The organism is Rhizobium sp. SYY.PMSO (assembly GCF_046840415.1).
In the GTDB taxonomy this organism is placed as follows: domain Bacteria; phylum Pseudomonadota; class Alphaproteobacteria; order Rhizobiales; family Rhizobiaceae; genus Rhizobium.
The window spans coordinates 2,360,736-2,372,593 of record NZ_CP177349.1 but is presented as its reverse complement, the minus strand read 5'-3'; the positions used below and the strand labels follow the sequence as shown (position 1 = coordinate 2,372,593).

Here is an 11,858-nt window from a genome sequence, read left to right as displayed (position 1 = left end):
ACAATCGTAACCTACAGTGTTTTACAGCCCCATTGATATCAAAAGACTTTTTCAGGCGCGCGCAGCTGAGTTTTACATCTAAGTGATGGCGCTATCGACAAAGCCGAGCTTCGCAGTTGTCCTTTCAGACGACGCGTGCCCTCGAAGCGACGGCCGAGAACAAGAAGGGGATCGAGGCCGCGAACCAGCGAATCGACCGTGTCGTAGAATCTTTCGGAGACAAACTCGATGCCATCGCCGGCAGCCTGAACAAGGTTGCCACACAGGTTCAGGTGCTTTCCTCAAAGCTGGATGACATGCAGGGCAAAGCGGAGAAGAGCATTTTCCGGACGCCTGTTGTCAGGCCATAAAAATGCCCCGCCAGATGGCTGACGGGGCGAATGAAAGTGGCGTGTCCAATTCAAATCCAGAAAAACGGTACGTGAACAGTTAAAGGATAAAATCCGGAGGAAGTCGAGTCCCCGAATGTTCCGATCCACTATTTGATCAATCCGAAATGCTGTAGCAGCGCAGCCGCGCCGATGATGAACGGTGCCAACAGGATCACGATCAGGAATATCAAGCCACCTAGATCTCGCGGATACATGATCGTCTCCATTGTCAGTCTGTGCTCAATTGTCGCTAAAAGCCTTCGGTGATATTTGGTCATAAAACGGTCCGCCGTTGGCGGCACTTCACGCTACGTAAAAGTGGCGGCCATATAAGTGAGATGGCGCGATATTGATTGCTGAAGTAGCTTCATCGCTTATATTAGTTCATGCCTTTCTTGTGCGCTGATTTAAGCGACCTCCGCATCGACGCCGCAAAGTTTTCGAAAGCTTCCAGCGCATAGGCGCAGCGAACCTTGGCATCATCGTCGGAGGCTTGGGCCGCGTTCTGCTGGAGATCCCTGCCAACCTCTGGTAGCACTGAGTTAATAAATCCCTCCATATCGCCAGAGGCCGCTCCTATGTGGCCCAACAGGTGCGCGATGAAGACATCGTGCATGAGGGTGCGGCCCTCGATCTCCTGAATGGCGCTTTCAAGCTCATCAACGCGTTCTTTCAGCATGTCAGACCTCATCAAGCTTGTTTAGGCGGTAGCAGGACTAACTCATCATCCGGCAGCGGCCGCTGAAGCGCCTTAGCTTCCTCCCACGGCGCGGTGAGCCAGGTCTCGACCTCGTCCTGATTTCTTAGGATCGCCGGCATGGCTTTCCAGTGGATGGGCTTCACGACGTTATTCGGGTCCGTGGTCAGGAAGCCGAAGAGGTCAACCGTAATCTCTCCTTCCTTGACCTTTCTCACCGATCGCCATTGTGGCACCCATAGCCCCGCGAAGAACATCAGCGGCTCGTCCGTGCTGCCGGCGAACCAGGCATTCGGCGTTCGGCCTCCCTCGACTTTATTTGCCGGATCCGGCTCGGCAAAACGAGTGAAGGGCACGACGCAGCGGTTCTCAACTCCCAGCCATCTTGTCCAATGCTTGCTCGATGTGTTGCGGACGTTCGTCGTTCCGCCGTCCGGTTCCATCCTCAAAAGCTCATCGAAATTCACTTCTTTACCCTTTGCGCGGAGCTTGTCGGCGCGCTTGGTGGCGTTGTCGAAGATGGCCTTGGGCGAGGAGGGCAGACCCCAGCGAACTTTCACCAGTTCGCGGCCGGCCGACGTGTTTCGCACGATAGGCCCCATCTGATCGGGATAGAGATCGAGCTCCGGCTCAAGGTTGCCGATACTATCGATCATCGCGCGCGTGATCTGCCGGATCGCCTCTTGATTGGTCGAAATATTATAGAGATTGCACATTAAAACCTCCTCTATTCGCGCGCCTTCGAGGTGACGACAATCTTTGCCTCCCCCTTCAGATCGCATTTCCGGCACCTGAGAATCCCGCTGGCGTCGGAAACAGGCGCGTCTTTTCCAAGGACCTTTTCCAGCGCCCCTTTGTCGATCTCGCTTTTCCTCCCACACGAGCAATGCGCGTAAAGCCTATTCCAGCTCTTCAAATCGGAAAAGACGAGCGCATCCTTTCTTTGGGCCTTAGGGTCGATGTAACCCATCCGCTTTGCCCATTCGTCGGCCGAAAAATGGAAATGCATCTTGCAACGACCATAAAAGGTGTTTTCGGTGCGTGTGCATCCAAGCGACTTGGCAACCAGCGGCGGCAGTGATGGCATAGTCAGATTGCCATATTCTTTCAAAAGCACGGCCGGCTTGATGCGTTTCAGGATCTCGCAATCCTCGCAGATGAAATCGACGGTCTCTCTCTTCTCATCCGCCAGCATGTTTTCAGACGACGTTACAAGCCTAACGTGAGACATTGGGTTAATCCGGCTCGTAGCCCGGCCTGAAGCCTCTCGTGAAGCCATGGCTCATTGCCACTTCCGTCAACGCGAGCTGACCCCGAACGAATTGCAGCATGTCCAGAGCGGCCGCGATTGTCGCGCGTGCATCGCCGCCATACAGGGCAAGCGCTGCATCGACCGGATCAAGGTCAAGCTCTTCAACGGCGATCGATTGGGCAGTCATAGTCATACGTCCTCATCCCGCCCCCATCACTGTGGCGGTCCAATATTGAAAATGGTTGATCTATTTCAGGCGGCGTTCAGGTCCGCGATTTCGCCATGCTTCACAAGCAGGCGAGGGGATGACATATCCCCGGTCTCTTCATCGACCATGACGGCATAAGCCGCGACGCCGACGAAGCGGGAAGCCATGGAGGCCGCAATCTTCTCCGCAGACGGCACGCTCGATGCCTGGCGCATCTCACCAGGCACAAGGTTGCCTCGGTTCTTGCGATACGGCAGGACAATGAATTTCTCGGCAGTGCTCATGGCGTCTTCCTTAGTTTGTTCTCAAAATGTTCTCATTTTGGGGAAGAGTCAAGCCACGTATTTTCGCCTCCTCCTAGCGCGACACAAACGCTCCCGACAAAACTATCTCATTTGCGGAAGCCGATTTAATATTTAAGAGCTTCACCGTAATTGCCGTATAACTGGCGGTTTGCGCCGCTCGATCGAGAATAAACGGACAGTCACTACGTGCTGTCAAATAAATCAGGTCATCTGCACGTACATCAACCCACGGGAATGCTGACAACGCTTGAGGGCTCTTGAAAACAGCATTTGACGGGAGAGTAGCTACTATAAGATTCTGATGTCCAATAATGCAATTGGCTTGAACCGAATAGCCTACGGGTGGTCGCGGTCCTGGCGATTGTGAGGGCGCTATAGGCATTGTCGCGATAGGTTTTTCGGTGACCAGTTTTTGACCTACATCGACCATAACCAGCACGGGATCACCGGTAGTATAGAATGTTATCGCGCCGTCCCCGACAATTTCGTTTATCTGCTCTTTTGTAAGGCCCGGTGCAATCTCATGAGCTAGGCCGGCACAACCTAGACAACCCGGCGAATTAACAAGAACGTCGCCCAAAGCTTGGTCTATAGCTTTGTCGTTTCCCTTTGCCAGTGCATCTGCGAGAGTAATAAATCGTTGGGCATATTGATCTGCCGCAGTCAATAAATGGCCGCTGGTGGGTTCACAAAAGCCGAAGGAATCCGACGCATAACCTGCTGGGCAAGCATAAGAGATGACAGGCGTGAAAAGAAATCCGAGAATAACCCAAGTAAAAAATCTCATTCTGGCACCTCCACCATGTTCAAAATGAGGTTGCTATGATGAGTGATTTTAGTCAACTGGCGCCTGTGTAAATTGCTGTCTGTTAAAATTTTCAATTATGAAAAGCGCAAAGTAACGGGTACGCATTTAGAATGACTAATATTTATATTGTCGTCGCTGTGAAGGCGCAGCTTTAAGGTGCCGAGATCGAATATCGAGTTTGGACGCATGATGGCAATTTGAGGCACGACTCGTATAAGGGCATACGCGAACAGCAGGATAATGCTGCAGTCTTCCGCGTGATATAGAATCCCTCGTGAGAGCATGTCGTCTCCGCCCGCTAAGTGGACAGGGCGAAGACAACCCATTGGCGATCTTAATGTTTTACGATACACCTAGACTCGCATCGCGCGAAGGGATGCAAAAATGCCGCACCAGCTTCCCGCAAGCTAAATCTTGTTAACCTTTTTCTGTTGACTTATATGGCAACAATCATTGAATTATGCAAAATAGGAGAGGTAATCGCGATAGGGGGTGGTCTCGATGCGCATCAGCAGCCGGAGCGGCTTTTATATGCGCTTCCTCATGTCGTTGATTGGCTTGAAACCGACCTTCCTGAATATGAAGCGGACTTTCATGACGGGAAAATGGATCCTTTGGAACAGGCCGACCTGTTGTTCCATGACTTCGTTAGTGGCAACGACTTCTCGTTTTACGAGAAGTCGCATTCAATGCAGCCTACAGAACCGGGAGTTTGGGAACTTAAGACCTCTGATTTGCGCTTATTTGGATGGTTTGTACAGAAATGCGTGTTTGTCATAGCTGAGATTGATACCGCATTTCGCTGCAAACAGCATGCCTTATATCCGGGCTACCGCAATAGCGTTGTCTATAGACGACAACAATTACAACTAGATGAGCCAAAGTTCATCACGGGAGACTATGACGATGTCTTATGAACTCAAGATCGATCCCAAAAAAAGAGCCGGCTCCCGGTTTATTGGGAAGGTTCGAAAAGCTCTGGTGACAGCGATAGTCGATGAGAAAAGCGAAACCGGCATCAACCAGCAAAAGCTTGCGACAGCGTTGGGAGTCCATCGTTCTGTTATCAACCGTATGTTGAAGGGTGACAGTAACATAACGTTGCGTTCAATAGGGGAGCTGGCGTGGGCGCTTGGTTGGGAGCCCGATTTTACAATGAAACGGCGCGTGAAACATGACGCATCCAACGGAGCGCCTGAGCATGTATCATTGCAACGAAAATCTGCCGCAACTTCCAGCGGTAAAGTGGCAATCTATTCGCAGACGAATAGTACGAAAGGTGATCAGACCAAATTCGTTGAGGCTGCGGAGTAATGAGCATCGTAGCAGACGCAATTTTTTGCGACGACATTCGGCAGGAGATAACCGGAAAATTCCTATTCGTTGGAGTCTATCCCGGTGACCTGGTGCCGGGTGTCATTCCTTCGACGTTTCCAATGGCTATGATGCTACGTGTTCATGGCTTGGGTAAGGGGGCTCACGAGTTCGACTTTGCGCTTACCTCTCCGAGCGGTCAGCGCATTCTTGAACAAAAAGATATAGCCGAAGTAGGTGATCCAAAGACACCGCTCGTCTTGATTTTCAGTGGATTTCCTATGACTGTGGAACAGCCCGGCGACATAGTTGCAACGATCAACGTAGCTGGACGTGAATTGATTGCCACGAAATTGAATGTGGCTGCAGCCAAAAGCGACCTTGCCTCCCAATAAATGGCGTGACGAGCCGACATGCCGACTTAGGATGATGCATTCGTCCGATTAGCGCGAACATAGCTTTATGCGACGCTTACGCGGCCAAGCGAAATATGGGGGGATCGGTTGAGACGGTCCTCCGCTACCATCGTATCCCCCCAAAAAATACCAGCGCGCTCGCCGTTCGGAGCCGAAAGTCTGTTGGTGACTTTTGCTTTGACGTGACCGGGCGATATGTCGTGGATGACGGTGCGGTTGCCTGAGCGCGGGTGGCGTTCGGTCGAGAAGGGCGCGAATTCTGGCCTGATTTCACGATGATATCCTGGGCCACGGAGGGCTGTCGGTTTCCAAGGCGAACAAGTTGGCGTCGTTTGCGTTGTATTATCAAACAGTCATCGGAAAACCGCGCAACATGTCTTGCAAGAGGAAACGTGCTCTGGCACCGTGCCGTCATAGGGGATCGGGGTTTTCGATGAGACTGTTTTGGGCGGTGACCACTATGCTGGCGGTCGCCAATTTTGCGATGGCTGCCGACGATGCCGTGACTAATGCGTTCCGGGTCTGCAAGATGATCGACAATACCGGCTTGTTCACAGCCCCGTGCCAGGTTTCCAGCCGGAGAAATGCCGTCATGGCGACGATAGATCTGCCGAGCGCCGATGCCAGAAAGGCCTGCACGCAGATTGCCGGCGTGGTCTCGTCCAAGGGATTTCATTTCCCCGGCGGAAACTGGACCGTGCAGATCAAGTCTCCGACCAGCGGCGACAAGTCGATCGCATTTTGCAGATTGCCGAAATAGCGCCGTCAGGCCGATGCGTTCATCTCATCGGCGGCATAGACGAGTTGCAGTTCCATCTGAACCGCATGCATGAAGAGGCCGGCCTGCCGCGAAATCTCTTCATCCTCCACTCCCTGCTCGCGCAGGGCAGCGGCAAAGCCAGCCATTTCCGAGCGCCAGAAGCGATTTGCCGCTTCTCCGTGAAGCTGTTGCAGGGCTGTGGCACACCGCCTGACATTACTGGTACGCCTGTCGGCCGGGAATGGTAGAAGCGACATATTCTCTCCGTGATTGGCAAGGCGAATCGCCCGCCTTTGTTGGAAACATCGCTGGCACTCGTTCATAAAAAGTGAATTGTCCTTGAGAGATCTCGATCGCCGCCGGGAGAAAGAGGCGGCTCACTGCATGACGGATATGCCTGCCTCCCGCGCGGCCTTGATCAAGGCATCTCTCACGGCCTCGGGCGGAACCGCACCGAGCATGGCTTCAAGGCAGACGCGCACTGCGGCGACATATTCCTCGCCGTTTTCGACCGGCCATTGCCCCAGCAGCAATTCCGCCACCTGGTGCACTGAATTGATACGACGGGTTCCGCCGCTTTCTCCTATCACCAGCGTAACGGCTGGAAATGGCCGTAAAGTGTTTCGTTTCAAAACGCATTACCTCCGAAACGTAAATGCTTCGGTGACCCAGCAAGAAACGTTCCGGATCGAACGCCGATTGCCACCGTCAACGAGGCTGGTTTCGTTCGTCTGCCGGTTGAGGCTGAATCGCCGGCCATGGATCTTGCAGCGCGCGCGAACATATGTCCGAAGACGTCATGGGAGCTTCAGGCCCGATCGGGCTTTTCGGTGGCGATGCCATGCCGATCCCTTGGAATCTGTGCCCAAGCCCTCAGTCTCCGGGGTGGCCGGCGGCAGGTTCGGTCTCGTACGAATGGCCTAATCCAGCACGTTGGCCTCGATGCAGGCTTCGACGAACACCTCCCGGGCTTTCTGGCAGAGAAGCGGATTGGTGTTCGCCTCCGTGCAGAGATTTCGGGCTGCGTCGTATTTTTCGCCACGAACGGCCGGCCAACGGAAAAGGAGGTGGTTGCAGGCTTCCTTCGGGCTTCTGATCGCTTCCGGGATGCCATAGCCGATACGGAGATAAACGGGCTCATGCCAGCGAATATCGCCGCTATTAAAGATCATGTTCATTTCGATGATGCTCCGACATTGCCATCGAAACTCGCGTGGTGGCAAAAGGTTTCGTGATTTCGTGAAAATCGATCGCGGCCGGTTCCGAAAGCAGGGCCGGCGGCCGGAAATGCTTGGCTGCTATATCGCAATCAGCAGCAGGACCACCGCGAGGAGCGCCAATCCTAAGAAAAGGGCGCGCAGGATGCCTCGAAACATCGCCGCGAGGAAAATGAGGAGCAAGAGTGCGACAATCATGAGGGGCCGACGTCGGTCATTGTCCGCTCAGGCCATCGAACTGTCCGAAAATGAGACAGGAAATCGCGCCGCACGCGAAAGAGCATGGCAGAAGGGGACCGCAGTTCTATTGGACCACCGGGACTTCGATCGGCACGCCAGCCTCCATCGCTGCCGCGAGAAAGCTGTTTCGGGCCTCGAGCGACCGGCCTTGGCCTCGCTCGACGTCGGCGCAGATCTGCAGGGCCATCATGAACGCCTTGCCTTCCGCCACGGGCCATGCGTTCAGCAGCATATCCAGCGCTTCTTTCGTGTTGGCGACCGTGTAGGTTTTTCCGGTACGCTTGCAGATGACCATGATGGGATCATTCCAGTCTTTATTATTCATGGTACAGGCTCCGATCCAACGCCGCCGCAATTAACGCCACGATGCGCGAAATCTCAAGTTAATTTCAAGACGATATCTGGAGCAGTCTGGAACTGTTTCAATCTCCGGGAAACCAATTCCAACGACGGGGCGATCAACTTTCGAGTCATATCTTCCGATGCCGTGTTTTCCTCGGCGATCAGGACGCGGAGATTGCTTGCGCGGACGTGGGAGATCATAAAAGATTTGGGGGCGCAGCACAGCCGGACGAGGGATAGCGATGGGACGCTTTGCGGAGATTCAGGAACGGGCCGAGAAGCGCAAGGGCGGTGCCGACGGATTGAAGGCCTTGCTGCCGAAGATGCCCGATCATGACGCTTTGCGCGCCCTGTCCGACGACCGGATTTTGTCCGAGATGACGCGCTACGTCTTCTATGCAGGTTTCGTGCGGAACGTCATCGATTCCAAATGGCCGGGCTTCGAGGCGGCCTTTTCAGGCTTCGACCCCGCCTTTCTCAATCTTGCCCCCGACGACTACTGGCATGACTTGACCTCCGATACGCGGGTCATTCGCAATGGCGCCAAGATCATGTCGGTTCGGGCCAACGCTCAGTTCGTCCGCCGGCTTGCCGATGAGCACGGCAGCGCCGGGCGCTTCTTCGCCGATTGGCCGCTGGAGGATCAGATCGGCCTGCTTGCCGTGCTGGACAAGCAGGCGAACCGGCTGGGCGGTATGACAGGGCAATATCTCCTGCGGGCGCTCGGCCGCGACGGCTTCGTCATGAGCCATGACGTTCTCGCCTGCCTGCGGCTTTCCGGCCTGCCCATTTCGGAGAGCAAGCCGGGCAAGAAAGATCTGCGCTTGATCCAGGAGCGGTTCAACGCCTGGCACGCGGAAACGGGCCTGCCGTTCACCCATCTCTCGCGCATCTGCGCCTTCTCCGTCGGAATGCCGGGAGGAGAGGATGAGGCCGATTGATATGGTCAGTGGAATGATGTTGGATCGCGCTCCGGGACTGGGAGGAACAGAATGACGACCGACAGCCGGCCCTTGGCCATCAGCGCGCCGGAACCGCGCTCGCTCGAGCTGATCTTCACGAAGGACGCGATGTCGCTTCTTCATTCGAGATATCGCATCGTCGAGGCCGACCCGGAAAATATTGCCGGGCTGGGGGATGAGGTGCTTGCCGAGGCGCGCTACGTCATCGGCCAGCCGCCCCTGTCGAAGGAGACGCTGGATCGCATGCCGAAGCTGCGCTGCATCCTGAATGTCGAGAGCAATCTTATCAACAATATGCCCTATGAGGTGCTTTTCGAGCGCGGCATCCATGTCGTCACCACCGGGCAGGTCTTTGCCGAGCCGGTCGCGGAAATCGGCCTGGGATTTGCGCTCAGCCTGGCGCGTGGCATCGTGGATGCCGATCTGGATTTCCGCGAGGGCAGGGAGCTTTGGGGCGGTGACGGCAATGCGAGGGCGCGGCTCGTTTCCGGCAGCGATATCGGCATCATCGGCTTCGGCGACCTGGGTAAGGCGCTGAACCGGGTTCTCTCCGGTTTCCGCGCCAATATCAGGGTGTTCGATCCCTGGATGCCGCCCTCTATTCTCAGGGAACATGGCGTTCAACCGGCGGGATTGGACGAAGTCCTGTCCGGCAGCGATTTCGTTTTCGTGGTTGCTTCCGTCACGAGCGAGAACAAGGGTTTTCTCGGTGCTGAAGCTTTCGCGAAAATGCGCACGGGAGCGGCCTTCATTCTGCTCAGCCGGGCCGATGTCGTCGATTTCGATGCGCTGATGGCAGCGGTTGCCTCCGGCCATATCGTGGCGGCAAGCGACGTCTATCCGGAAGAGCCGCTCGGCCTCGATCATCCGGTTCGCAAGCTGAAGGGCTTCCTGCGCTCGGCACATCGCGCGGGCGCGCTGGACAGCGCCTTCAAGAGAATGGGCGACATGGTGCTGGAAGATATGGATCTGATGGATCGCGGCCTGCCGCCGATGCGCTGCAAGCGCGCGGAACGGGAGACCGTGTCGCGCATGCGCTCGAAGCCGGTCACGCGCAACTGATCGCTGTGCTCCGTTCCCGGCGCGGTGTCTTTTCGCGCCGGGAACGAGACTGTGCCGATAAGGCTAGCGGCGATCGAGCCGGGTGGCGAGGCGATCACCCAGCCACTGCATGCCGCAGACGAGGATGATCAGCACGACGACGACGGCGATCATGACGCTGGTTTCGAAACGCTGGTATCCATAGCGGATGGCAAGATCGCCGAGGCCGCCGCCGCCGATTGTGCCGGCCATGGCGGAGGCGCCGATCAATGTGACCAGAGTGACCGTGAAGCCCGCGACGATGCCGGGCATGGCCTCCGGCACCAGAACCTCGCGGATGATGGTCCAGCGGTTGCCGCCCATGGCGCGCACCGCGTCAATCAGGCCGCGATCGACTTCACGCAGCGAGACCTCGGCAATGCGGGCGTAATAGGGGATCGCGGCGATGGTGAGCGGCACGATCGCGGCCGTCGTGCCGAGCGAGGTGCCGACGATCAGCCGTGTCAGCGGAATCAAGGCAATCAGCAGAATCACGAAGGGCACGGCGCGGAAGCCGTTGACGAGGGCCGCAAGGACGCTGTTGATCGGCAGCTGCTCGGCAATCCCGCCACGGCCGGTGACGACGAGGGCAAGGCCGAGCGGCAGGCCTATGACCAAAGAGAGCAGGCCGGATGCGCCGGTCATCCAGATCGTTTCCCAGAAGGAGCGCCAGAGCAGGTTGAGGATAACGTCAGTTGTCATAGCCGAGAACCTCCACCCGGGCGGAACGGGCTTTCAGAAAATCGCCGACCCGTGCCGGCAGGGTTGCGTCGCGCGTCGGCACGGCAATGAAGAACCGGGCGACGGGCTGATTTTGAATATGGTCGATGCCGCCGTGGACCAGCCGGAAGGAGCGCGGCAGGGTCGCGGAAAGCTCGGCAAAGAGCGCCCCTTGCGCGGCCGGGCCGGCGAGATCGACGCTGAGGATGGCTTCGGCGCCGGATGTTTGCGACAGGCGCGCCGCGATATGCTCCGGCAGCTGTGGGCGGATGCCGCCCAGCAGGCTTGCCGTGATGCTGGCTTGAGGATTGGCGAAGACGGACCAGACCGAGCCCTCCTCGACGATCCTGCCCGCATCGATGACGGCAACGCGATCGGCGATGGAGCGGACCACTTCCATCTCGTGGGTGATGAGCAGGATGGTCAGGCCGAGCTTGCGGTTGATGTCCTTCAGCAGCGCCAGGATGGAGCGCGTGGTTTCGGGATCGAGCGCAGATGTCGCCTCGTCGGACAGCAGCAGCGCCGGCCGGGCGGCAAGGGCGCGGGCAATGCCGACGCGCTGCTTCTGGCCGCCGGAAAGCGCGGAGGGATAGGCTTTGGCCTTGTCGGAAAGGCCGACGAGCTCCAGCAGTTCGCGGGCGCGCTGCAGCCGCTCGGCCTTGGCGACGCCCTCGATCTTGAGCGGCAGGGCGATATTCTCTTCGACCGTCTTTGCGGAGAGCAGATTGAAATGCTGGAAGACCATGCCGATGCGGCGGCGCAACGGCTGCAGCTCCTTTTCCGAAAGGCGGGCGATATCGCGGCCTTCGATGTGGATTTCGCCGCTATCGGCGCGCTCCAGCCCGTTCAGGCAACGGATCAGCGTCGATTTTCCGGCGCCGCTGCGGCCGATGATGCCGACGATTTCGCCGCGTCGCGCGGTCAGCGATATGCCGTCCAGCGCGGGTGTGGTGCCAAACCGGCGGCGGACGTCGACCAGGCGGATGATCTCGTCGCCCGTCGAACGTTCAGGCGGCGCCTGTCCGTCGATTGATGTGGCTGGGATGAAGGAGTTCATGTCTGCTTCCCGATCTTCTTTTCTTGGGTACGGCGCGGGCTGAGGCTGGGCTTTAAACACCGAAGGCGGCCCGGGCAAATTGCCCCGGCCGCCCGCCGCTCAGCGCTGT

General features: G+C 56.9%; 19 protein-coding genes and 1 pseudogene. 8 read left to right on the top strand and 12 right to left on the bottom strand.

Annotation, left to right across the window (positions count from 1 at the left end; translation table 11 throughout):
• The first annotated feature begins 116 nt into the window (after window positions 1-116).
• Window positions 117-350, top strand: coding sequence for a hypothetical protein (locus tag ACJJVH_RS11485; RefSeq protein WP_412063949.1), 234 nt, complete (start codon window positions 117-119; stop codon window positions 348-350).
• A gap of 400 nt (window positions 351-750) precedes the next feature.
• On the opposite strand, the gene ACJJVH_RS11480 is transcribed toward ACJJVH_RS11485, so the two are convergent.
• The 6 genes from ACJJVH_RS11480 to ACJJVH_RS11455 all read right to left on the bottom strand — a co-directional run bounded on the left by ACJJVH_RS11480 (window position 751) and on the right by ACJJVH_RS11455 (window position 3,620).
• On the bottom strand, window positions 751-1,050 hold the full coding sequence (locus tag ACJJVH_RS11480) for a hypothetical protein (RefSeq protein WP_412063948.1): 300 nt from the start codon (window positions 1,048-1,050) through the stop codon (window positions 751-753).
• Between the two features lie 11 nt (window positions 1,051-1,061).
• Entirely contained in the window at window positions 1,062-1,784 is a 723-nt protein-coding gene (locus ACJJVH_RS11475; RefSeq protein WP_412063947.1) for an SOS response-associated peptidase, read from the bottom strand.
• Between the two features lie 11 nt (window positions 1,785-1,795).
• Entirely contained in the window at window positions 1,796-2,263 is a 468-nt protein-coding gene (locus ACJJVH_RS11470; protein WP_412063946.1) for a hypothetical protein, read from the bottom strand.
• Window positions 2,264-2,303: 40 nt separating this feature from the next.
• Window positions 2,304-2,513, bottom strand: coding sequence for a hypothetical protein (locus tag ACJJVH_RS11465; RefSeq protein ID WP_412063945.1), 210 nt, complete (start codon window positions 2,511-2,513; stop codon window positions 2,304-2,306).
• A gap of 59 nt (window positions 2,514-2,572) precedes the next feature.
• A complete protein-coding gene (locus ACJJVH_RS11460; protein ID WP_412063944.1) occupies window positions 2,573-2,812 on the bottom strand; it encodes a hypothetical protein in 240 nt (79 codons plus the stop codon).
• Window positions 2,813-2,885: 73 nt separating this feature from the next.
• On the bottom strand, window positions 2,886-3,620 hold the full coding sequence (locus ACJJVH_RS11455; protein ID WP_412063943.1) for a hypothetical protein: 735 nt from the start codon (window positions 3,618-3,620) through the stop codon (window positions 2,886-2,888).
• 179 nt (window positions 3,621-3,799) lie between these two features.
• On the opposite strand from ACJJVH_RS11455, the pseudogene ACJJVH_RS11450 reads away from it, so the two are divergent.
• The 5 genes and pseudogenes from ACJJVH_RS11450 to ACJJVH_RS11430 form a co-directional block, all read left to right on the top strand.
• Window positions 3,800-3,907, top strand: a pseudogene (locus tag ACJJVH_RS11450) (ATP-dependent DNA ligase); the annotation flags it as partial.
• Window positions 3,908-4,081: 174 nt separating this feature from the next.
• Window positions 4,082-4,558 carry a hypothetical protein gene (locus tag ACJJVH_RS11445; protein ID WP_412063942.1) on the top strand — a complete coding sequence of 159 codons (477 nt, stop codon included), beginning with the start codon at window positions 4,082-4,084 and terminating at the stop codon, window positions 4,556-4,558.
• On the top strand, window positions 4,548-4,955 hold the full coding sequence (locus ACJJVH_RS11440; RefSeq protein ID WP_412063941.1) for a helix-turn-helix transcriptional regulator: 408 nt from the start codon (window positions 4,548-4,550) through the stop codon (window positions 4,953-4,955). Before ACJJVH_RS11445 ends, ACJJVH_RS11440 begins: the two co-directional genes overlap by 11 nt.
• Window positions 4,955-5,350 (top strand): DUF6941 family protein, encoded by a 396-nt coding sequence (locus ACJJVH_RS11435; protein ID WP_412063940.1) that lies wholly within the window; start codon window positions 4,955-4,957, stop codon window positions 5,348-5,350. The genes ACJJVH_RS11440 and ACJJVH_RS11435 overlap by 1 nt, the downstream gene beginning before the upstream one ends.
• 454 nt (window positions 5,351-5,804) lie before the next feature.
• Window positions 5,805-6,131 (top strand): hypothetical protein, encoded by a 327-nt coding sequence (locus tag ACJJVH_RS11430; RefSeq protein ID WP_112802406.1) that lies wholly within the window; start codon window positions 5,805-5,807, stop codon window positions 6,129-6,131.
• Between the two features lie 5 nt (window positions 6,132-6,136).
• Here ACJJVH_RS11430 and ACJJVH_RS11425 read toward each other — a convergent pair whose 3' ends face one another.
• The 4 genes from ACJJVH_RS11425 to ACJJVH_RS11410 all read right to left on the bottom strand — a co-directional run bounded on the left by ACJJVH_RS11425 (window position 6,137) and on the right by ACJJVH_RS11410 (window position 7,913).
• The gene (locus ACJJVH_RS11425) at window positions 6,137-6,388 is read right to left on the bottom strand and encodes a DUF6074 family protein (protein WP_112802447.1); all 252 of its coding nucleotides are present in this window, start codon (window positions 6,386-6,388) and stop codon (window positions 6,137-6,139) included.
• 120 nt (window positions 6,389-6,508) lie between these two features.
• Window positions 6,509-6,763 carry a DUF982 domain-containing protein gene (locus ACJJVH_RS11420; RefSeq protein ID WP_113356326.1) on the bottom strand — a complete coding sequence of 85 codons (255 nt, stop codon included), beginning with the start codon at window positions 6,761-6,763 and terminating at the stop codon, window positions 6,509-6,511.
• 288 nt (window positions 6,764-7,051) lie between these two features.
• Window positions 7,052-7,309: a DUF982 domain-containing protein gene (locus ACJJVH_RS11415; RefSeq protein WP_112802402.1), complete on the bottom strand. Its 258-nt coding sequence runs from the start codon at window positions 7,307-7,309 to the stop codon at window positions 7,052-7,054.
• 343 nt (window positions 7,310-7,652) lie between these two features.
• A complete protein-coding gene (locus ACJJVH_RS11410) occupies window positions 7,653-7,913 on the bottom strand; it encodes a DUF982 domain-containing protein (protein WP_112802400.1) in 261 nt (86 codons plus the stop codon).
• Between the two features lie 259 nt (window positions 7,914-8,172).
• On the opposite strand from ACJJVH_RS11410, the gene ACJJVH_RS11405 reads away from it, so the two are divergent.
• Window positions 8,173-8,871 carry a DNA-3-methyladenine glycosylase I gene (locus tag ACJJVH_RS11405; RefSeq protein ID WP_113392832.1) on the top strand — a complete coding sequence of 233 codons (699 nt, stop codon included), beginning with the start codon at window positions 8,173-8,175 and terminating at the stop codon, window positions 8,869-8,871.
• Between the two features lie 51 nt (window positions 8,872-8,922).
• Window positions 8,923-9,954: a hydroxyacid dehydrogenase gene (locus ACJJVH_RS11400; RefSeq protein WP_412063939.1), complete on the top strand. Its 1,032-nt coding sequence runs from the start codon at window positions 8,923-8,925 to the stop codon at window positions 9,952-9,954.
• 63 nt (window positions 9,955-10,017) lie between these two features.
• Here ACJJVH_RS11400 and ACJJVH_RS11395 read toward each other — a convergent pair whose 3' ends face one another.
• Window positions 10,018-10,674, bottom strand: coding sequence for a methionine ABC transporter permease (locus ACJJVH_RS11395; RefSeq protein WP_113371057.1), 657 nt, complete (start codon window positions 10,672-10,674; stop codon window positions 10,018-10,020).
• Complete coding sequence (locus ACJJVH_RS11390; RefSeq protein ID WP_112802392.1) at window positions 10,664-11,749, bottom strand: methionine ABC transporter ATP-binding protein; 1,086 nt, start codon at window positions 11,747-11,749, stop codon at window positions 10,664-10,666. The genes ACJJVH_RS11395 and ACJJVH_RS11390 overlap by 11 nt, the downstream gene beginning before the upstream one ends.
• Window positions 11,750-11,858 lie beyond the last annotated feature (109 nt).